The 19,391-nt window shown below is 64.0% G+C and carries 21 protein-coding genes; 10 read left to right on the top strand and 11 right to left on the bottom strand.

The features are described 5' to 3' along the window. Positions 1-31 precede the first annotated feature (31 nt). From K289_RS0108225 to K289_RS0108215, 3 genes are all read right to left on the bottom strand, one after another. Positions 32-1,408 (bottom strand): VWA domain-containing protein, encoded by a 1,377-nt coding sequence (locus K289_RS0108225; protein ID WP_027551057.1) that lies wholly within the window; start codon positions 1,406-1,408, stop codon positions 32-34. 5 nt (positions 1,409-1,413) lie between these two features. Next, positions 1,414-2,361 (bottom strand): MoxR family ATPase, encoded by a 948-nt coding sequence (locus K289_RS0108220; RefSeq protein ID WP_027551056.1) that lies wholly within the window; start codon positions 2,359-2,361, stop codon positions 1,414-1,416. Positions 2,362-2,508: 147 nt separating this feature from the next. Beyond that, positions 2,509-2,709 (bottom strand): hypothetical protein, encoded by a 201-nt coding sequence (locus K289_RS0108215; RefSeq protein ID WP_027551055.1) that lies wholly within the window; start codon positions 2,707-2,709, stop codon positions 2,509-2,511. 224 nt (positions 2,710-2,933) lie between these two features. On the opposite strand from K289_RS0108215, the gene K289_RS0108210 reads away from it, so the two are divergent. Next, positions 2,934-3,908, top strand: a complete 975-nt coding sequence (locus tag K289_RS0108210) for a quinone oxidoreductase (RefSeq protein ID WP_027551054.1) — start codon at positions 2,934-2,936, stop codon at positions 3,906-3,908. Positions 3,909-3,947: 39 nt separating this feature from the next. Here the strand turns inward: K289_RS0108210 and K289_RS0108205 are convergent, their stop codons facing one another. After that, complete coding sequence (locus K289_RS0108205; RefSeq protein WP_027551053.1) at positions 3,948-4,223, bottom strand: hypothetical protein; 276 nt, start codon at positions 4,221-4,223, stop codon at positions 3,948-3,950. Between the two features lie 114 nt (positions 4,224-4,337). Then, positions 4,338-4,946, bottom strand: coding sequence for a S24 family peptidase (locus K289_RS0108200; RefSeq protein WP_027551052.1), 609 nt, complete (start codon positions 4,944-4,946; stop codon positions 4,338-4,340). A 169-nt stretch (positions 4,947-5,115) separates the two neighbouring features. On the opposite strand from K289_RS0108200, the gene K289_RS0108195 reads away from it, so the two are divergent. Together K289_RS0108195 and K289_RS0108190 are read left to right on the top strand one after the other, a co-directional pair. After that, positions 5,116-5,649 (top strand): GcrA family cell cycle regulator, encoded by a 534-nt coding sequence (locus K289_RS0108195; protein WP_027551051.1) that lies wholly within the window; start codon positions 5,116-5,118, stop codon positions 5,647-5,649. Between the two features lie 45 nt (positions 5,650-5,694). Further along, positions 5,695-6,270 (top strand): hypothetical protein, encoded by a 576-nt coding sequence (locus K289_RS0108190; protein ID WP_027551050.1) that lies wholly within the window; start codon positions 5,695-5,697, stop codon positions 6,268-6,270. Between the two features lie 42 nt (positions 6,271-6,312). Here K289_RS0108190 and K289_RS0108185 read toward each other — a convergent pair whose 3' ends face one another. After that, complete coding sequence (locus K289_RS0108185) at positions 6,313-6,669, bottom strand: hypothetical protein (protein ID WP_027551049.1); 357 nt, start codon at positions 6,667-6,669, stop codon at positions 6,313-6,315. A 195-nt stretch (positions 6,670-6,864) separates the two neighbouring features. Between K289_RS0108185 and K289_RS0108180 the strand changes: the two genes are divergently transcribed. The 3 genes from K289_RS0108180 to K289_RS0108170 all read left to right on the top strand — a co-directional run bounded on the left by K289_RS0108180 (position 6,865) and on the right by K289_RS0108170 (position 8,460). Then, entirely contained in the window at positions 6,865-7,329 is a 465-nt protein-coding gene (locus K289_RS0108180; RefSeq protein ID WP_027551048.1) for a hypothetical protein, read from the top strand. Positions 7,330-7,788: 459 nt separating this feature from the next. Beyond that, positions 7,789-7,974 (top strand): hypothetical protein, encoded by a 186-nt coding sequence (locus tag K289_RS0108175; protein ID WP_027551047.1) that lies wholly within the window; start codon positions 7,789-7,791, stop codon positions 7,972-7,974. 144 nt (positions 7,975-8,118) lie between these two features. Continuing rightward, a complete protein-coding gene (locus K289_RS0108170) occupies positions 8,119-8,460 on the top strand; it encodes a phasin (RefSeq protein ID WP_027551046.1) in 342 nt (113 codons plus the stop codon). A 105-nt stretch (positions 8,461-8,565) separates the two neighbouring features. Here the strand turns inward: K289_RS0108170 and K289_RS0108165 are convergent, their stop codons facing one another. The 3 genes from K289_RS0108165 to K289_RS0108155 form a co-directional block, all read right to left on the bottom strand. Then, positions 8,566-8,874, bottom strand: coding sequence for a cytochrome c (locus K289_RS0108165; protein WP_371260795.1), 309 nt, complete (start codon positions 8,872-8,874; stop codon positions 8,566-8,568). Between the two features lie 258 nt (positions 8,875-9,132). Further along, positions 9,133-9,963, bottom strand: a complete 831-nt coding sequence (locus K289_RS0108160) for an alpha/beta hydrolase (RefSeq protein ID WP_027551044.1) — start codon at positions 9,961-9,963, stop codon at positions 9,133-9,135. 144 nt (positions 9,964-10,107) lie between these two features. Then, positions 10,108-11,904: a ShlB/FhaC/HecB family hemolysin secretion/activation protein gene (locus K289_RS0108155; protein ID WP_027551043.1), complete on the bottom strand. Its 1,797-nt coding sequence runs from the start codon at positions 11,902-11,904 to the stop codon at positions 10,108-10,110. A 130-nt stretch (positions 11,905-12,034) separates the two neighbouring features. On the opposite strand from K289_RS0108155, the gene K289_RS0108150 reads away from it, so the two are divergent. After that, positions 12,035-13,231, top strand: a complete 1,197-nt coding sequence (locus K289_RS0108150) for a FecR family protein (protein WP_027551042.1) — start codon at positions 12,035-12,037, stop codon at positions 13,229-13,231. 61 nt (positions 13,232-13,292) lie between these two features. After that, entirely contained in the window at positions 13,293-16,037 is a 2,745-nt protein-coding gene (locus tag K289_RS0108145; protein WP_027551041.1) for an EAL domain-containing protein, read from the top strand. Between the two features lie 27 nt (positions 16,038-16,064). Here the strand turns inward: K289_RS0108145 and K289_RS0108140 are convergent, their stop codons facing one another. Beyond that, a complete protein-coding gene (locus tag K289_RS0108140) occupies positions 16,065-16,325 on the bottom strand; it encodes a hypothetical protein (RefSeq protein WP_027551040.1) in 261 nt (86 codons plus the stop codon). Between the two features lie 284 nt (positions 16,326-16,609). On the opposite strand from K289_RS0108140, the gene rocF reads away from it, so the two are divergent. Together rocF and K289_RS0108130 are read left to right on the top strand one after the other, a co-directional pair. Continuing rightward, positions 16,610-17,587, top strand: coding sequence for an arginase (gene rocF, locus K289_RS0108135; protein ID WP_027551039.1), 978 nt, complete (start codon positions 16,610-16,612; stop codon positions 17,585-17,587). A gap of 124 nt (positions 17,588-17,711) precedes the next feature. After that, positions 17,712-18,002 (top strand): hypothetical protein, encoded by a 291-nt coding sequence (locus K289_RS0108130; RefSeq protein ID WP_027551038.1) that lies wholly within the window; start codon positions 17,712-17,714, stop codon positions 18,000-18,002. Between the two features lie 2 nt (positions 18,003-18,004). Here K289_RS0108130 and K289_RS0108125 read toward each other — a convergent pair whose 3' ends face one another. Continuing rightward, complete coding sequence (locus K289_RS0108125) at positions 18,005-19,219, bottom strand: mandelate racemase/muconate lactonizing enzyme family protein (protein WP_027551037.1); 1,215 nt, start codon at positions 19,217-19,219, stop codon at positions 18,005-18,007. Positions 19,220-19,391: the final 172 nt, after the last annotated feature.

The following is a 19,391-nucleotide window of genomic DNA, read 5'->3' as shown; positions in this document are numbered from 1 at the left end:
GGCTCGTATTTTCCGCTAATGTGATCGCCGTTTACTGGTAGGTCGCCACGATATCGGACACCGCGCGCTCGAGCTGCTGTGCGGTGGCGCACTGACGCACCACGCTGCAGAAGGTCGCATAGCGCGGCATCTCGGAATCGCCAAATCCCCAGGCGAGCCGTCCTTCCGGATTGAGCCAGACCAGCCGCTTCGAGCGCTCGGAGATGCGTCGCAGGATGTCAGCGCGCGGATCGAGATTGTTGCTGCGCGCGTCGCCGAGCACGATGACCGTGGTCTGCGGTGTCAGCGTGCTCATGAACTCCTTCTCGAAATCGACCAGCGCAGATCCATAGTCGGATGAGCCGAAGCCGACCTTGGACATGATCTCCTGCATGGCGTCCTCGGGCGACTTCGTCTCAAGGATGTCGCTGACCTCGATCAGGTGCGAGGAGAAGGCAAAGGAGCGGACGTCGTCGACCACCTCATGCAGCGAGTGGATCAGGAGCAGGAAGAAGTCCGATACCTGCGCCACCGAGCCCGAGACGTCGCACAGCGCAACGATCTTCGGCCGGTCGCGGTGCTTGCGCTTCCAGGCGGTGAGGAAGGGCACGCCGCCCCAGGCGGCATTGCGGCGCAGCGTGCGGCGAACGTCGAGATGGCCGCGGCGCTGGCGCTTGCGGGGCTTCGAGAAGCGCTCGCGCAGGCGCCGCGCGATCTTGCGGATGAGCGCGCGCATCTCCTCGACCTGCCGCCGCTCGATGCGCGCGAGCGGCGCGTTGCGCAAGATGTCGTTGCGAAGGTTTTCGGCCTCCTCGCGGGCGTAGAGCGCGAGCCCCTGCGAGACCGTATCACGGACCGCTTCGCGCAATGCGTCGAGCCCGGCGCGCAGGCGCTCGGCGAGCGACGGGTTGGTCGCGGTCAACTCGTCGAGATCATCGCGCAGGCGCTGGAGGCCCATGGCGTCGAGAATGCGGCTCGAGAAGATCCCGCGCTGGGTGGAGTAGCGGATGTCGGACAGCGAGGCCGCGCCCGCGGCGCTGGCGATCGCGGCGGCGATCGCATTGCGGTCCTGCGACAGCAGCATTTGCGCCAGCGAGCCCAATCCCTCGGGCGGCTCACCGCCGGCTGCCTCGCTGGCCGCGCCGGACGAGGGGGATTGATCGGTCTCTTGCGCAGTGTCGTCGCTATCGGCTTCGGCCTGCTCCTGCCGAGGTTCCGGCTGGCTGAAGAACAGATCGAAGCAGTCGCCGAGGGCGAGTTTCTCGTCCTGCGACTTGGCGAGCGTCAACAGCAGGGCATCGCGCAGGACGGCGCGGTCGGATACGCCGACCTGCGCGACGGCGCGCATCGCATCAATGCTTTCTGCGGGCGAAACACGGACACCGGCGCCCCGCGCCGCCCGAAAGAAACGATGGAGGTTCTCGCGCATCGGCGTCAACCGAAGACGTTGGACCGCGCCGCCTTGGCAATGAAGGTCGTGACTTGAGGCGCCGCCGCCTCGATGTCGGCCTCGTACTTCAGAAGCACGTTGAGCGTGTCCTTGACGATCTCGGTGTCGAGCTCGGAAGCCTGGAGCAGCACCAGCACGCGGGCCCAGTCGATGGTCTCGCTGACCGAGGGCAGCTTCTTCAGGTCGAGCGAGCGGATCTCGTGGATGAAGCCGACCATCTGCCGGCGCAGCGTCTGGGAGATGCCGGGCACACGGCTCTCGACGATGCGCTCTTCGAGCCGCTGCTCGGGGAAGCCGATATGCAGATGCAGGCAGCGCCGCTTCAAGGCGTCGCCGAGATCGCGCTCGCTGTTGGAGGTGAGGATCACGGTCGGCGGTGTGATCGCGGAGACGGTGCCGAGCTCGGGGATCGTGACCTGGAAGTCGGAGAGGATTTCCAGCAGCAGCGATTCGAACTCGGCGTCCGACTTGTCGATCTCGTCAACCAGCAGCACGCAGCCGCCGGGCTGCTCCAGGGCCTGGAGCAGCGGCCGCGGTTCGACGAATTCCTTGGAGAAGAACACGTCGCCGAAATCGTGGAGCTGGTCGAGCGCGGCGTGCAGGGTCTGCGCGCCGCCGAGAACTTCGCCGAGCTTGTCCTTGAGGATCTGGGTGTAGAGAAGCTGCTTGGCGTACTTCCACTCGTAGAGCGCCTTGGCCTCGTCGAGGCCTTCGTAGCATTGCAGGCGGATCATCTTCATGCCGCGCCAAGCGGCGATCGCCTTGGCAAGCTCGGTCTTGCCGACGCCCGCAGGACCTTCGACCAGGATCGGCTTTTCGATCTGTTGCGACAAATAGACGGCGGTCGCGATCTGCCGGCTCGCGATATAGCCCTGCGCGGCGAGGCCGCTCTCCACTGCCTCGATCGAGGTCGAGGCCTTCTGATCAGCCACGAATGGGCGCTCCCAAAGGTCTTGCTTGCGGCTTGTTCTGCCTGCGTCCCCGGCAAAGAACAAGCCTCGTTTGGGAGGAACCAGATCCGCGTGAGCGGCGGATTTTCCGTTTAGCGCAAATAGATAACCGGACGAAACGCGTTCCGGTCAGTGCCGCAGCAGCTCCGGTTTGCGGAGTGTCTGCCTGAGCTCGGCGCCGCAATCGGCGCACTCATAGACGAAGTCGATCGTGGCAAGGCTCCAGTGCGGCTCGACCTCGCGCACATACATTGGCAGGAAGCCCATGCAGGTCGGACAATTCACGGGCGCGATATCGATATCCTGATGATGCTGTACATAGGCTGGCATCTCGGGTCTCCTTCGCAGACAACCACCGAACCCCGCGCAGAAGGTACTGCCGAGCTTTCTGATACCGTCATCAACTCTTTCGAACAGAGGTGGAACGACGGGCGTTTGTCGTTCGCTGTGACATTCTTGTTACGTCTCTGTACTGTAACGGGCGGATTAAATGCCTATTTCACAGCCCGAACCGATTGTCCGGTCTCAACTCCAACAACAAGGGAGCAACGTCCATGACGCATGCCATTCGCTTTCATAAGACCGGCGGTCCGGAAGTCCTGGTCTGGGAGGAGGTCAATGTCGGCAAGCCCGGGCCGGGCGAGGCGCGCATCCGCCACACCGCCGTCGGTCTCAACTTCGTCGACATCTACAACCGCTCGGGCCTGTATCCGGCGCAACTGCCAAGCGGGCTCGGCAGCGAGGCGGCTGGCGTCGTCGAAGAGGTCGGAGCCGGCGTTACGGATCTGAAACCCGGCGATCGCGTCGCCTATGGCGCCTCGCCGCTCGGCGCCTATTCCGAGGCGCGGCTGATCCCCGCCGATCGCCTGCTGAAGCTGCCTGACGGGGTCGACGACAAGACCGCGGCTGCGATGATGCTCAAGGGGCTCACCACGCAATATCTGATCCGGCAGACCTATCGTGTGAAAGCCGGCGATACCATCCTGCTCCATGCCGCGGCCGGCGGCGTCGGGACGATCCTGAGCCAGTGGGCGAAGCATCTCGGCGCGACGGTGATCGGCACGGTCAGCAACGACGAGAAGGCCAAGCTCGCCAAGGCTCATGGCTGCGACCATGTCATCATCTACACGCGCGAGGATTTCGTGAAGCGGGTCGACGAGATCACCGGCGGCAAGAAAGTGCCGGTGGTCTATGATTCCGTCGGCAAGGACACGTTCCTGAAGTCACTGGACTGCCTCGCGCCGCTCGGCGTCGCAGCGCTGTTCGGCCAGTCCTCGGGCGCCGTCGAGCCGCTCAATCTCGGCCTGCTGGCACAGAAGGGGTCGCTCTACGTCACCCGTCCGACTCTGTTCACCTACGCCGCCAAGCGCGAGAATCTCGTGGCGATGGCCAATGAGCTGTTCGATGTCGTCAAGTCCGGCGCGGTCAAGATCGAGGTACACCAGACCTATCCGCTGAAGGACGCCGCCAAGGCGCATGCCGATCTCGCCGCGCGCAAGACGACGGGATCGACCGTGCTCTTGGTGTGAGGTGCTATCGGACGGTGACGCGGGCGTTCCACGCCTGCGTCACGTCCGTTCGTGCTTGCACAGGTCGCGGGCGTGATCCAGGCGGACCGCCTGGAGGTCGACCTCGTCAGGCGGGACCTGGGGCAGGGCGGCCTCGGTCAGGATGGCCTCGGTCACGTCCTCGACTGAACTGTCCACGATCTCGTGAATGAACGAGACGTTGCTGTATTCACCCGAGGCGACGCGGGAGATGACCTCGCGCCGCGTGATCTCGGGATCGACGATCGCCTCGCGGCCGCGCCGCCCATAGTCGATCATCACGACGAAATACTGCATCTAGGGTTGACCCTGCCGCGGCCCGCATGTCGCAGGCTCTGCGGCAGAGTATTTCCGAAAAACGGAATTAGGTCAAGTGCGATTTCTAAAAATCGGAAATCGGCCGGGCTTGCCTTACCTGCCCTTCTTGCGCGGCCGCGCGGACTTCGCGCGCAGCCGCTCGAGCTGCCCCTTGGGCATCGAGAGGCAGATCTCGCCGACCCACTCCAGCTTGACGCCGACGATCGGCTTGGCGTTGAAGCTGGTGAGGTTGACGACGGACGGACTTTTGCCGCGCTCGATGGTCTTCAGGTAGCGTTCGCCGGTCTTGAGGCGGACTACGGCCTCCTCGCCGTAGAAGCTCGACAGCGGGTAGCGCTGATCCTTGTAGACCACGATCACGTCGCCGCTCTCGTATTTGGGCAGCATCGAATCGCCGACGATCTCGAAGGCGACGGTCTCTTCCATGATCGGGAAGGGCAGCACGACCTCGCCGAGCCCTTCCGGCGGAACCTGCTCGAAATCCGGCTCGATCACGGCGCCGGCGCCGACGCGGCCCATGACCGGCGCGAGATTGAGCTCAAGATATTCCATGATCGGCAGAATTTCGGACGCTTTCACCAGGCGTTCGCCGCCGAGGATCTCCGACACCGCGCCCGGGCGCACGCCCATGGCCGCCGCCAGCCCGCCCTTGCTCTTGCCCGTCTTCTCCAGGCCCCGCTCGATCATCGCAACGTCCAACATGGTGATTCCCTCGATTACCCATGGTCCTGCCTCTTCTAATCCGAAATTCGGAATTGATGCAATTATGAATATCAGAAGTCACGCTTGACTTGTGTTTCGGAATACCGGAATATGTGTTTCGCCATCCCGGCCGTGACGGTTTGTGAATGGCGTATCACAGGACAGCAGCATGGAACCGGGCAGTTGGCCGTCGGAGCACTCCGACGCGCTTCGCGACTATTTTCTCAAAGGGATGTCTTACGCGGAGATCGGACGGGAGATTAACGCAAGATTCGGAACGGTTTATACGCGCAGCGCGGTGGTCGGCCGGGCCAAGCGGCTCGGGCTCGCCGCGCCCGCACGGATGAAGAGTCCCTCGATCGTGCCGCGCTTGCCGGGCGCAATCTCCCCGCTCGCGCCGCGCGCGCCGGTGTTGCCGAACCCGAGCCAACCGCCAGAATCGGTGCTGAAGCCCGCTCGGCCGGTGAAGTTGCGCTGCGTCGGCATCAAGCCGCGCCTGATCTCGCTGATCGAACTCGCACCTGGCGATTGCCGCTATCCCTATGGCGGCGACAAGGACGGGGAGGAGATCGCCTTCTGCGGTCATCCCCGACAGCCCGGCACGAGCTATTGCACGCCGCACTTCCATCTGACCCGCGGGCCGGGATCGGCATCGACGCGCTGCGCGGGCCCCCTCGTGCTGAGACTGGTCTCCGCCGCCTGACGGGCGGACGTCCTCTCAATTGTCAATTTTACATGGAGCATCCGAGTGGTACGCGCCAGACGCAACAAGTCCTATAGGTTGGCAAGGCTCAACGACTGGCCCTCGCACGATCTGCCATTCAATGCCGAAGTGGCCGAGGTCGCGGTCGACAATCCCCTCGCGCTCGAGCCGGGCGAGAAGATCGTCGCCATGCGCTCGATCCGCAGCGATCCGCTCGGTCGGCTGCATTCTCATCGCCAGATCGACGAGGCCCAATACCGCGGCGGTCGCGCCTTCCAGAACGACTGGGAGAGGGCGGAGCGCGGTCCCCAGGCGGTGGATCCGACCCGCGAATATGTCGACGGCACGCGCACGCGCGAGGCGGTCACCGAGAGCCAGCGCCAGGCGGTGCTGCGGCTGAACCGCGTCGAGCGCGAACTCGGCGCCGACGGTGCCGCGCTGGTGCACGACGTGCTGGTCCTGGGACTGACGATGGATCAGATCGGGCAGCGCCGCGCCGTGCGCAGCCAGCGCTGGAACGACTACTTCGCGCGACGATTCCGCGAATGCCTCGACCGGCTCGCGCTGGTCTACGGCTTTGCGACGGAAATTGGACCGCAGCGCACGGAGCGGCGCCGATGAGAGCGGCGCGCCGGCAACGCCGCCGGCGCGCCCGTTCGCCGCTTACGGATGGGGCACGATCTGGTAGGGCGTCGTGTAGGGCTCGACGCGGAGCGAGGCGTTGGCGAGGAGCCCGATCTTGGCGGTCGGCGCCTGCTGCAATTCGCCGTTCTGGCCGCGATGCACATTGTACTGCCAGACGGTGAGGTCGCCCTTCTGCGCCAGCGCATGCGCAACCGCGCTCGCATCGTTGCCGCCGATCGCCTGGAGTTCCTCGGCTGACAATCCGATGATGATTTCGTCCTTGGTGGTGACGATCTTGAAGAGGTTCATCTTGGTCTCCTGCGCCCATGCGCCCTGTATCGAGAGAGTGAAAAGCGCAACCGCGGCGCCCTTGATGACATCGCAGCGAGAAAGCATGCCGTCGTCCTTTGGTGCTGACGCGCGCCCGAATCGAAGAGGTCCAGCCATGGCGCCCGTGATCTGCGTGGCCGTTTCGCAACGGCTTGGTCGTTCGATCTTGAATCACGGTTCACGCATCGGAAAATATCGGGGATTGGTGAACCGTGACGCGGAGAACCGAGTCCAAACCTAGAGCTTGAGGGGGCACACCGGATGAAATTGATTGTCACGCTTTGCATTGTTGCGTCACTCGGCGTGCCCGGCACCGCCATGGCGGCCGATCCCTTCTATCTCGGGAACTGGACGGTCACGACGGCTGTGGTTGCGCCATGGGCCGATCCGCATCGTAAGCCCGACGGCAGCGAGCAGGCGCGGCTGATGGGCAAGGCGCTGGCCATCAAGGTGAAGGAGATCTCCGGGCCGCGTCCCTTGGCCTGCGCCAAGCCGCAGTACAAGGTGACGGACTACGGTCCCGACATGATCTTCCAGGGCGCTTTCGACGAGATGCAGCGCGCCAACAAGAAGGCCGATCCCAAGGCGCTCGCCGCATCGCTCGGCTTTGTCGGTGGCAAAATCAAGACGCTGGAGACCGGGTGCGAGATCGAGTTTCACTTCGTCGACGATGCAACCGCCGAAATCGGGCTCAACGATTACGTGTATACGCTGAAGAAGCAATAATTCGCTCGGACGGTATCCGGCGAAGGGCTCCGACGCCCCCGGATCGGCCGCCATCGCTCAAATCGAGACAATATGTCCGCATTGCGATGCGTGGCTCCGTTCACATTCAGACACAAAACAAAGGGCAAGCCCGCGGCATCGAGCTCGATCAAGGCAGTGTGTGCACCGATGTCGCTTCTTGACGCAGGTGGGTGACGTCGGTGCATATTCCTGTTATCCGGAATTGCCGTGGTGCGATGCCGACCAAGCATCGCTGCCTCGATAGATTGGCTTGCCGGAAGGGTTGTTCCTTGGCATAGTTGCAACCTCTCGGGTTGAGCCGATCCGTTCGGATGTGCAGTTCAGCGTACCAACCCCCTGGGATGCCCTGGCCGAGAATTCTTCGCCGCCACGGCGTCCAACTCTCGAGCGGGAGCTCGACGTCAGACCGCCAAGGCCGATCCTTGTCATAGGTGCGAGATGAAAAACCTCAATTTCGCGGCTGAACTGCACCTGAAGCTCGGCGCGCCCGCGAGTAGCACCGTCGAAAGCCTGCGCCTGCTGCGCGCATTTCTGAAGCTTGCGCCGCGGCAGCGTTTTGAGGTCATCAAGCTCGTCGAAGATCTCGCCACAGACGACTCTCTCCCTGAGCATCCCCTGTCGTAAGCCGGGCTACGCGCCCACGTCATGCCTCGACCACCGTCCGTCCCGCCCACGCCGGGCGTCCGGCTGCGCCTGCAGCCTGGTCTGGCCGCTGGAAGCCGACGCTGCAAATGTGATAATCAGTAAGAAAAAAGGGAGGAGTGCGACATGATTGAACCGAAGCTCGAAGTTCCGGCCGAATTGCGCGACCTGGCCGAGAAGACGATCGACCAGGCGGAAAAGGCATTCGGCCTGTTTTTCGATGCCGCCACCAAATCGATGGCGACGGTGCCGGGAGCGGGCACGGAGGTGTCGAAGCAGGCGCTCGCTTTCACCGAGCAGAACATGAAGTCGGCGTTCGAGCATGCGCGCAAGCTCGTTCACGCCACCGATCTTCAGGAAGCCATGCAGATCCAGTCCGAGTTCCTGCGCAGCCAGTTCACCAGCGCCGGGGACCACATGCGCCAGATGACCGGCAGCATCATGCAGTCCGGCAAGGGCAAGTCCTGATTGACTGGACAACTCTCGCTTGCCGCCAAATTGGTCTTGTCCACCCCTGTCGGGCTCGACCGGCAGGGGTTTGACTTTGGTAAAATGTGACGGCGTGCCCGGATTTTATCGGCGCAAGGATGCGATATAGGCCGCGATGTCGGCAGCTTCGGCCCGGCTCAGGGGAAAGTTGGGCATCTTCGGGTGCGGGTCGAGCAGGAAGAAGGCGAGCTTCTCCACGCTGAAATCGGGCCTGCGCGCGATGGAGGCGAAGGAGGGCACATCGGCGCTGGCTTGCGTCTGGGCGCTCCTCACCACGTGGCAGCTGGCACACCAGCGCTCCGCAAGGTCGGCGCCATGGTCGGCATCGGCCGCAAGCGCTGGTGTCGTGCCCAAGATCGACGCCGCGGTGAGCAAAATCCAACTCCGTCTCATGCGCGCGTGCATTGGGCGTCCCTCAAGCCATGCTCAACCGCAGCACGATCCTGGAAATTGCGAGAGATCGATGCGGGCGATGATCGATCGGAAAAGTTTGCGGGCCGAACGATAGAGATGGCGAATGAATCCTGACGTCCTTGCCGTGGGCAGGCCAAGGCTTTCAATGTGATAGGACAAAAGGTTTCTCCGATGCTCTAACACCCATTATCGCGCCTTCGCCCCGGAACTGCGTTGATCTGGCGCAAGGCTGGCGGGCTAGTAATCGGCGGGGTTCATGATCATCGGGCTCGTCGTATCGGCCGGCGCGAGCGCGTTGCTGGCGCTGTCGCGCAGGAAGCGGTCGAGTGTCGCCTGGATCTTCTCCTTGACCGCGTCGGGTCCGCGGTCGCTCATCTCCGTGTGCTGCGCGCCGGTATGGACGATGTCGATGCCGCGCGCCTTGGCCTCTTCGGGCGTCGGCAGGACGCCGGGGTCGGTCACGAAGTGCGGATCCTTCGAGCGGAACGACAGGATCTTCAGGTGGTCGTTGACCACGAAAGGCACCCGCAGATTGTCCAGCGTGATCACCTTGGACACCAGCTCCGGATGCTGATGAGCGACATACATCGAGACGTCGCCGCCGTTGGAATGGCCGACCAGCGTGATGTGATCGTATTCGACGTGCTCCTGCCTCTTCTTCAATTCGCCGAGCACGAAAAGGATGTTGGCTTCGCAGCGCATATAAACCTGGCGCCGGCCGACATACTGCTCGCCGACATGGGTCATCAGCGGTGGATCGCTCGGCAGGTCCTGCTGGATGCTCGCGACGAGATAGCCGCGCGCGGCGAGCACATTGGCGAGGAACGAATACTCGGTGGCCTTGACGGTATTGCCGTTGCTGATGATGGCGAGCGGGAGCTTCCAGAGGCCGAGATTGGCCTTGGTCTCGTAGTCACGGCGCACTGCGACGTCGACAGAGATCGGCCGCTGGCGCGTGGCGTCGAACAAGGTCACCGTCTCGTGACGAATGGCGAACTTGCTGACGACGAAATACTGGCCCACGCCAAGCACGCCGAGAAAGGCCAGAATTGCCAACACCCTCTTCATGGTTGCTTCCCAATCACTTTTGACTGAACGTGGTCATTGGGAACTCCCGGATCGAGCGATCGTGAGCAGGCTACGGGATTAAATTTAGGCAAGTCTGTGAGAAAGGTCCCAGAAGGAGCGCGTGCAGCGCAAAAAGCGGAGGGCTTAAGGACAGCCAGCCCTGCCGCGTTCCGGGCAAACCCGCAGCGCGCTGGAAAGCGTGAACAGAAAGCGCGGGGTGCGGCGCGTATTGTCCGGTGCCCGGTAGCTCAAGGGGACGGCGACGCCGAGATCGGCCTGGAAATCGTCCAAGAGGAAGAACCGCGCGCCGGCGCCGGCGGAGGTCAGTGACAGGCCGTCGCTCAGGCGGTAGCCATCGTTCCAGACTGCGCCGGCGTCGCCGAAGGCGTAGATCTGATAGCCGCTCCAGTAGCGGAAATTGACCTTCTGGTCGAAGCGCAGCTCGAACGAGCCGGCGAGGCCGTTGTCGCCGCTGATCTCGGCTGCGCCATAGCCCCGGCCGAACGCCGCGCCGCCGAGGTAGAATTGCTGCGAGGTGAACAGCGGCCGCGATGCGGTCTGGCTCGCCGCGGAGAGCTTGATCGACCAGGTGTCGTTGAGCGCCTGGTAGCGCGTGAACCAGAGGTTCAGCACCGAGAAATTCGACGAAGCGCCGTCGCGCGACAACAGATCATCGTCGAAATGCGAGGCACCAAAGATGTCGAGACCCTGGCGATAGGTGAAGGTCGCAAAGTTGGTGCCGCCGAAGCGATCCTGGAGTCGGTAGTCGGCGGTCAGGCTCGCCGTCCTGATGTGGTCGCTGTAGTACGGGCCGAACAGATCGTGTTCCGACACGTTGCTGAAGGTCCCGGCCATCGTGAGCGTGAGGGCCGACCATTGCGACATGAAGGGTACGGTGCTGGCCCGCACCTCGAAAGCTTCGGTCGTGGTGATGTCGCTGGCAAGGCGCCGGACGTCGCCCGGCCGCACCGCGCTGTACAGAACGGAGGCGCCGAGGCGCACGCCGTCGACGCCGACCGGCGCATCATAGGACAGCCGCGCGAAGCCGAGCTGGCGCGGATCGTTGGCGATGGTCGACAGGTTGACCGCGAGGGTGTCGCCCGGCGTGAGGTAGGAGTTAAAGGCGCCCGTCGCATAGGTCTGCCAGGGACCGACCGACGATGATCCGAGATTGTCCAGTCCGAACGACGTGAAGACGTGCCAGGTCTTCAAGGAGATGGTGAGACGAAAGCGGCCGGTGGGGCCGCCGATCTCCTCAAGCGCGGTATCCGTGATCCGGACGCCGGGTCTGCCGTTGATGAGGAATAGCTGGCGTTCGAGCGTTGCGAAACGCGACGGCTGCTCGGCCAGAACCGGTCCAAGCATCGGCCTGACGCCGAACCGTTCGGCATCGTCGCCCTTCAGCTCGGCCTGGACGATTGCCCCTTCGATCACGCGGATCTGGACACGGCCGTCGGTGATGTCCTGCGGCGGCACGATCGCCCGGCTCAGATGGAAGCCTTCGGCGCGGTAGAGCTCGCTGATCGCGCCGGCGATTGCGGCAAGGTCGGCCTGCGTGACCCTCTTGCCGAGATAGGGCTGATAAGTCCCGGTGATGCGCTCGCGGGAGATCGCATGGGCACCGCTGACGTTGATGCCGCGCAGCACGAATTGCGGCCCGGCATCGGCCGCGACATTCGGCTGACCGATCGTCGGCAACTTGACCGGGGGCCGGCTGAGCGATTCCTGATCGGATTGGTTATCGAAATACTTCTCGGGCTGGCGCGGATCAAACCCCGGCTGGCTCGCCTGCTGCGCGAGCGCGTGCGGCATTCCCGTAAAGATCGGTGCCAGCAACGCCAAGGTGGCAAGGAGATGCGATCTCTCACCGCGCCCACCGAACTTCTCCCCGTAGTTCAACGGAGAGGTTCGCAAGAACCGGTAAGCATTCGTTAGCCGCATGATTTTTCTTAGTTTTTTATGGTCAATGAAAGGTTAATGCGACGGTTCCGCTTGCCGGTTCCGGCTAATTCTCTCTTGAGCTATTTGGCCTATGCCTCAGGTCCGACTGGACCACGGACTGAGGATCCTCATGCTCGGCAGAGTTGGAATGCGGCGCGCTTTGATGGCGGTGCTGATACTGGGAACTGCGTCCGGCGCATCCGCCGCAGAGGATGGCGTCTGGTCGATCAGCAAGGCGTCGGGCGAAGTCTGGCGCGCAACCGACGGCGCACGGCAGGTCTCGTTGAACCAGGAAGAGACGCTGAAGCCTGGCGATACCATTCGCACCGGGCGGAACGGGCGCGTGCTGCTCGTCCGCGGCGAAGAAACGATTCTGATCTCTCCCAATTCGGTGGTCGGCTTGCCGGCCGAGAAGAAGGAGGGCCTCTCGACCACGATCATTCAGCAGGCCGGTTCGATCCTGCTCGAAGTCGAGAAGCGCAACGTCAAGCATTTCGAGGTCGAGACGCCCTACCTCGCCGCGGTGGTCAAGGGAACGCAGTTCAGCGTCACGGTGAGCGCCGGCAGCACCAAGGTCGGCGTAGTCCGGGGCCAGGTTGAAGTCTCCGACTTCAAGACGGGGCAGATCGCCCAGGTCATGCCGGGCCAGGCGGCCACCGCCTTCGAGCATGGCAAGCCGGGCCTCAGCCTGAGCGGCGCCGGTACCTTCAATCCCATCGAGCAGGGCAAGCCGCGCGCCTCGACGGTCGAGCGGATTCCCGTGCCGAAATCAGGACTGTCCGCGCCGCGCAATGCGGCCACCGGACATGCGATTCATGCGCTCGGCCAGATCGACAAGGGGACCAGGGCGGCCGGCGTGCCGACGCAATCCCATCAGGGAGCCGGTGGCGCCGGGTCGTCCAAAGCGGGCACGGTGCACATCTCAAGCTCGCTCGGCGAGGTCAAGCTCAACTTCCACAAGGTTACGCATGGGCTAGCCCATGGTGCCGCCGCAACAGGCCACGTGCACAATGCCGCCAATAGCACCGACACGGTCTGGAGCGACACGAAGCCAAGCACGACGACCGCATCCAGCAACAGCTCGACCATGACGGCGGCGACCGTGAGTAACGGCGCCGCCAGCAGTACCACAACGACGTCGTCAAGCGGGACGACCACGGTGGCCACGACTGCCGGTTCGACCAGCGACGTGTCCGGCGGAAGCTCCGGCAACGGAAACAGCGGGAATGGCGCAACCGGCAACGGGAGCGGCGGCAACGGTAATAACGGTAACAACGGCAACAATGGTCACCACTACGGGTGGTCTTGGGGCAGCGGCCATCACTAGCATCACGCGGTCAACATGAGGGGGCACATCACGGCATTGGCCGGATGTGTGGGGGAGCAAGGTGAAACGCTACAGGCCGCACATTCTGGTCGTGATTGCGCTGGCGGTCGTTCTGTCCACGGGATGGCACGCTGCGCTCCGCAACGCGCTCACCGATCTGCGCTTCACCTGGCAATCGCGTGCGGCCAGCGGCAACGTTGTCATCGTCGCGATCGATGCGCCCTCGATCGACCAGATCGGTGTGTGGCCGTGGCCGCGCCGGCTGCATGCCGAGCTGCTGCAGAAGTTCGAAAGTGCCGGCGTCCAGGACGTGGCCTTCGACGTCGATTTCAGCACGCCATCCGATCCCGCCTCCGACGAGGCCTTCGTCAAAGCACTGAGGGATGTCGGCGGCGCGACGATCCTGCCCTCTTTCAAGCAACCGGTGCCAAATGGGGGCGCGGCACATATCAATCGCCCGCTGAAGCCGTTCAGCAACCAGTCCTGGCCCGCCGTCGTCAACGTCACGGTCGAGCCTGACGGCCTCGTACGCCGCTATCCATTCGGAGAGAAGCTCGGTGACAGTTTCGTGCCGTCGATGGCTGTCGTACTGGCTGGGCAGAATGCAAGCCGCACCTCTCCGTTCCTGATCGATTTCGGTATCCGCGCGGCGTCTATTCCGCTCATGTCCTTTGCCGACGTGCTGCGCGGGGACCCCGCGACCCTGGCGAGCCTCAAGGACAAGAGGATCATCGTCGGTGCCACTGCGCTCGAGCTCGGCGATCGCTTCAGCGTTCCGAACGGCGGCATCGTTTCAGGCCCCGTCCTTCAGGCGCTCGCGGCGGAATCGATCATTCAGCAGCGCATGCTGCGCCGGACCTCGGACCTGGGCACGGTGCTCGGCCTGTCCGTGATCTGCCTCCTGATGATATTCTCATGGCGCCGCGTTGCTCCCGGCGTCCGCGTCGTGATGCTGGTCGCGGCGGGAGCTGCGATCGAGCTGATCGCAGCCCTGGTCCAGTCGAAATGGCCGTTCGTCATCGATACGTCACTGCTTCACATCGCCATCTTCGCTTATCTGACGGCGATCGCGCTCGACGAGATCGACTTCCGCAGCCTGCTCGGGCGAATCGCCGAAAGCCGCTTCCACCGCATTGCGATGTCGCTCGGCGACGGGCTCGTCTGCACCGACGAGGATCATCGGATCACGGTGTGGAATCCCGGCGCCAGCGCGATCTTCGGTTACATGCCGGCCGAAATGATCGGCCAGCCCTTCGAGGCGCTCTGTGCAAAGCCGGCCGAGGGCAGCGCAAAGCCCTTCTCCATGCGTGACGCCGCGCGGCAGGCGCTGCTCGTCCCGGGCGGTGCGGTCGTGGTCGAGTTCGAAGGCCGGCGCAAGAACGGCGAGACGTTCCCGGTCGAAGCGAGCTTCTCGGGCTGGCAGGGCACGGATGGCTTCCAATACGGCGCGATCCTGCGCGACATCTCGGTGCGCAAGCGCGAGGCCGAGCGCGTCAGATATCTTGCCGAGTATGATGCACTGACCGGTCTTGCCAATCGCAACACGCTGCATGCCGGGCTGGTCGGCCTGATCGCGGATGCCGATCCGCAGTCCTGCGAGGTCGCGCTGCTCGTGATCGGGCTCGACGGCTTCCAGCGCATCAATGACACGCTGGGACACGCGGCCGGAGATCTCGTGCTGCGGGCGGTCGCCGCGCGTCTGAAATCAGAGGCGGGGGACGAGACGGTCATTGCGCGGCTCAGCGGCGACGAATTCGCCATTGCGCGCCAATGCACGGAGGACGGCGAGCCGGTTGCGGAATTCGCCGAGCGCATTGCCCGCGCATTCGAGCTGCCGCTCGCCGCGGGCACGCGCCAGCACCGCGTCAGGGTCAGCGTCGGCGTTGCCGTCTATCCGGACGGCGGTCACAGCGCGGAGGATCTCCTGAGCAACGGCCATCTCGCGCTCTCCAGGGCAAAAGCGACCCGGCGCGGCAGCCATGTGATCTTCGAGAGCACAATCAGGCAGGAATTGGAGAACAGGCTGACGCTCGAAAGCGAGCTCGCGCTCGCCGCGGACCGCGGCGAGTTCGAACTGTTCTACCAGCCGCAGGTTCGCCTGGTCGACGGCGGTCTGGTCGGAGCCGAGGCGCTCATCCGCTGGCGGCATCCCGTGCGGGGCTACGTCTCGCCCGGCGAGTTCATGCCGGTGGTCAACACCTCGGCACTGTCCGAGCGGATTGCGAGCTGGGTGATGGAAACCGCCTGCTGGCAGGCGCGGGCCTGGGAGCTGTCCGGCCAAAGTGTGCGCGTCGCGATCAACCTGTCGCCGTCGCAGCTTCACTCCGGCGATCTCGCGCATTCGGTCGCGACGCTGCTCGATGCCACTGGGCTTACGCCCTCGCTGCTCGAGCTCGAGGTCACCGAGGATATCCTGCTGCTCGACGAGGACCGCGTGCTAGACATGTTCAAGCGGATCCAGGAACTCGGCGTCCGTATCCTGTTCGACGATTTCGGCACGGGTTACGCGAGTCTGAGCTATCTCAAGAAGTTTCCGCTCGATGGACTCAAGATCGACCGGTCCTTCGTGCTCGACCTGCTCGCCGATTCCGACGATGCCGCGATCGTCAGCTCGACCATTGGCCTCAGCAAGCAGCTCGGTCTCACCGTCGTTGCGGAGGGGATCGAGAACCGCGCTACGGCAGACTTCCTCGTCAGCATGGGATGTGCGGAAGGGCAGGGCTATTTCTTCGGCCGTCCGATGCCGGCCGATGCGTTGGAACGTCAGTTTCTGGTCGTCGAGCGCGAATCCGTCAGTGCGGCCTGAGCGGGCATCAGTGACGGATTCCGATCGCTAGCGCCGGCGCGCAATCGCAACGCCGAAGAGGAAGGCGACGAAGAGGCTGGCTAGAGGCGCTTCGCGCGTAATTGCCGCGACGGTCGCGAGCGGCCGGCCGGGCTTTCGTGCCTGCTCGATCGCAAGGGTGAGGCGATCGACGGCGGCATGCAGACCTCCCGCGACTTCGCCGATCGTCCGCGACACGTCAGTTGCCGCGTCGATGGCGCGCTCGGCCATGCCGGGCTGCGAAGTGGGTTGCGGTATGTCCGTGCTCAAACTCGCGACCTCCACGCTCGACAATGGAAGCCGGCACCTTTGGCTATCCGCGCGAGCGCTTATTCTTGAACAGCGGGTCGGAACGACCTTTGGCTATCCGCGACAGGCGCCGTGGTGAACGGCGGGTGCCGGCCTCGGACTGGCAATTCGGCGCACGGGATTTTGTTCCGGTGCGGAGGCTTGCTCCCCGTGAAACGACGGATACGAATCTCTGTTAGGCTGGCGCCAAGGAATACCTTGAGGCACGATCTCGAAGCTCGACCTTGCTGACCCAGGAGGCTGCCGTGAACGATCGAACCATGACGGATCGAGCCCGGCGCATCGCATTGCTCGGCGCGCCCATCGACATGGGCGCCTCGCAGCGCGGCACCCTGATGGGACCCGCGGCGCTGCGCACTGCCGGCCTTGCGACATTGCTGGAGAACCTCGATTTCGACGTTGTCGAGTACGGCGATCTCTCCGTTGCCGAGATCGAGGATCTCGCCGACCGGCCGCCCGCCAAGGCCAATCACTACCGTGAAATCCAGCGCTGGACGCGCGTGCTGAGCCGCCGCGGCTACGAGATCGCAAAGACCGGAGCGATCCCGATCTTCCTTGGCGGCGATCACACATTGTCGATGGGCTCGGTCAACGCCATGGCTCGCCTTTGGCAGGAGCGCGGCCGCGAGCTGTTCGTGCTCTGGCTGGATGCGCATGCCGATTACAACACGCCGGAGACGACGATCACGGCCAACATGCACGGCATGTCGGCGGCATTCTTGTGCGGCGAGCCGGGCCTCGACGGTCTCCTGGGCGAGGATCCACGCGCCTCGATCGCTCCCGACAGGCTTGATCTGTTCGGAACGCGTTCGATCGACAAGCTTGAAAAGGATCTGATGCGTGCGCGCCGGATCAGGGCGGCCGATATGCGCCAGATCGACGAGTTCGGCGTCGCAGTGCTGATCCGGCGCGTGATCGAACGCGTCAAGGCGAGCAACGGCGTGCTGCATGTCAGCTTCGACGTCGACTTCCTCGATCCTTGCGTCGCGCCGGGCGTCGGTACCACGGTGCCGGGCGGAGCGACCTATCGCGAGGCGCATCTGATCATGGAGCTCCTGCACGATTCCGGGCTGGTGGGGTCGGTCGACATCGTCGAGCTCAATCCGTTCCTCGACGAGCGCGGGCGCACCGCCCGAACCGCCGTCGAGCTGATCGGCAGCCTGTTCGGACAGCAGATCACCGACCGGCCGACGCCCAGCAACGCGATTGCGCCGGGCGAGTGAAGGTATTGCGAAACGCTCCCGCGTGAGGGGGACGGGTGCCAACGGCCTGGAACCCGCGCTGGAGGCGGAACCCGCTGCGGTGCAATTGAATTGACCTTGAGAGGAAACGACTCAGGTCATCTTGATGGAGCGAAATCGCATCAGGAATCGCATCGCTATCGACGAGGCGCTTCGGCACCCCGGCGTGATCGCACTGATCGTCGCGGGCTTGACCATCGCTGCGATGCTGCTGGTGGACCACGGGCCGTGGAGCCGGGCGAAGGTGCAGCCCGCCCATGTCGCGATGTATCACACCACGGGCGAAGCGGCGCGTGCCGCGGGCGCCCAGGTGTTTCCGACCGACCCGAGATCGCGGATCGAGCCGGCGCGGCCGGGGCCCAAGACGTCCTCGACCGTGAATCCCGTGACGCCGTAGGCTCAGCTCTTGCGACCGTAATTGAGAAGGCCGCCGCTCGTCTTCGGCGGATGGGCGCGCAGTGCCTCCTCGTTCGGCTCGGTGCCCCAGCCGGGCCGGTCCGGAATGACCAGATGTCCGTTCTGGATCTCCGGCTCGTGGGTGAAGAGCTCGCGATCCCACGCCAGACGATCGATATCGATCTCCATGATGCGCAGGTTCGGCACGGCGGCGCAGAAATGCGCGTTCATCATCGAGCAGAGATGGCCGTAGAAATTGTGCGGGGCGACGTTGACCTCGAAGGCATCAGCGGCGGAGGCGATCTTCATCGATTGCCAGACGCCGTTCCACGGCGTGTCGATGATCGCGACGTCCATCGCCTGTTCGCGGAAATAGGGCAGGAATTCGCGCAGGCCCAAAAGCGTCTCGCAGGATGAGATTGGATGCGGGCTCTGCCGGCGGATGTAGCCGAGCGCTTCGGGATTGAAACTGTCGATCTCGACCCAGAACATGTCGATGTCGGCAATCGTGCGCAGGATTTTCAGATAGCCCTCGGTCTTGGCGTTGAAGTTGCAGTCGAGCAGGATGTCGACGTCGGGACCGGCGCCGTCGCGAATTGCCTCGAGATGCATGTGCAGGTCGCGCAGGATCTTGCGGTCAACGTTGATCTCGGGCGCGAAGGGCGAACCGAAGCCGGGCCGCCAGCCCGTCGGCTTGCCGTCGTCATAGGAGAAGATGTTGGTCTTGAGCGCAATGAACTTCTTCTCACGCACCTCGCGCCCCATCGCCTTGACGCCGTCGAGGCTCTCGATCGGCGGCTTGTACCAGGCCGGATGATTGATCCGCCAAGTGGCGCAGTGTGACCAGTAGACCCGGACGCGATCGCGGATCTTGCCGCCGAGCAGGTCGTAGCAGGGCACGCCCAGACACTTCGCCTTGGCGTCGAGCAGCGCATTCTCGATCGCCCCGAGCGCCTGCGCCACCACGCCGCCGGCGGCCGGCCGCGTCGCCGCGTACAATTCGGCGTGGATGCGTTCGTGCTGGAAGACGTTCTGGCCGATCACGCGGGCGGAGAGGCGCTGGATCGCAGCGCCGACACCGGGCGAACCAAAACCCTCGTCAAACTCGCTCCAGCCGACGATGCCGTCGTCGGTCGTCAGCTTGACGAAGTGGTAGTTTCTCCAGCCGGCATCGCAGGCGAGGATTTCGAGACTTGTTGCTTTTGATGATCTTGTCATGTCGCTCCCTGCGGCTCGGCCGGCCTTGTTTTTGTTATGGCCCGGTCGCAAGCCCGGCCCCAGCTGCACTGTTAGGCTAACGACGGACCGTCGTGAAGGCCGCAGAGGCGCCGCCGAGAGCGCTTTTCGGCCGCCTTTTGTCGGATAACTCCGTAAAATTCGATGGGGACAG

It is taken from the genome of Bradyrhizobium sp. Cp5.3 (assembly GCF_000426265.1).
In the GTDB taxonomy this organism is placed as follows: domain Bacteria; phylum Pseudomonadota; class Alphaproteobacteria; order Rhizobiales; family Xanthobacteraceae; genus Bradyrhizobium; species Bradyrhizobium neotropicale.
Note: the sequence above shows the minus strand (reverse complement) of the source record. Positions and strands in the feature narration are given on the sequence as shown.

Coding starts and splice junctions, on each gene's coding strand:
- K289_RS0108225 (WP_027551057.1), bottom strand. CDS start 1,408: ATGCGCGAGAACCTCCATCGTTTCTTTCGGGCGGCGCGGGGCGCCGGT.
- K289_RS0108215 (WP_027551055.1), bottom strand. CDS start 2,709: ATGCCAGCCTATGTACAGCATCATCAGGATATCGATATCGCGCCCGTG.
- K289_RS0108210 (WP_027551054.1), top strand. CDS start 2,934: ATGACGCATGCCATTCGCTTTCATAAGACCGGCGGTCCGGAAGTCCTG.
- K289_RS0108205 (WP_027551053.1), bottom strand. CDS start 4,223: ATGCAGTATTTCGTCGTGATGATCGACTATGGGCGGCGCGGCCGCGAG.
- K289_RS0108200 (WP_027551052.1), bottom strand. CDS start 4,946: ATGTTGGACGTTGCGATGATCGAGCGGGGCCTGGAGAAGACGGGCAAG.
- K289_RS0108195 (WP_027551051.1), top strand. CDS start 5,116: ATGGAACCGGGCAGTTGGCCGTCGGAGCACTCCGACGCGCTTCGCGAC.
- K289_RS0108185 (WP_027551049.1), bottom strand. CDS start 6,669: ATGCTTTCTCGCTGCGATGTCATCAAGGGCGCCGCGGTTGCGCTTTTC.
- K289_RS0108180 (WP_027551048.1), top strand. CDS start 6,865: ATGAAATTGATTGTCACGCTTTGCATTGTTGCGTCACTCGGCGTGCCC.
- K289_RS0108175 (WP_027551047.1), top strand. CDS start 7,789: ATGAAAAACCTCAATTTCGCGGCTGAACTGCACCTGAAGCTCGGCGCG.
- K289_RS0108170 (WP_027551046.1), top strand. CDS start 8,119: ATGATTGAACCGAAGCTCGAAGTTCCGGCCGAATTGCGCGACCTGGCC.
- K289_RS0108165 (WP_371260795.1), bottom strand. CDS start 8,874: ATGAGACGGAGTTGGATTTTGCTCACCGCGGCGTCGATCTTGGGCACG.
- K289_RS0108160 (WP_027551044.1), bottom strand. CDS start 9,963: ATGAAGAGGGTGTTGGCAATTCTGGCCTTTCTCGGCGTGCTTGGCGTG.
- K289_RS0108155 (WP_027551043.1), bottom strand. CDS start 11,904: ATGCGGCTAACGAATGCTTACCGGTTCTTGCGAACCTCTCCGTTGAAC.
- K289_RS0108150 (WP_027551042.1), top strand. CDS start 12,035: ATGCTCGGCAGAGTTGGAATGCGGCGCGCTTTGATGGCGGTGCTGATA.
- K289_RS0108130 (WP_027551038.1), top strand. CDS start 17,712: ATGGAGCGAAATCGCATCAGGAATCGCATCGCTATCGACGAGGCGCTT.
- K289_RS0108125 (WP_027551037.1), bottom strand. CDS start 19,219: ATGACAAGATCATCAAAAGCAACAAGTCTCGAAATCCTCGCCTGCGAT.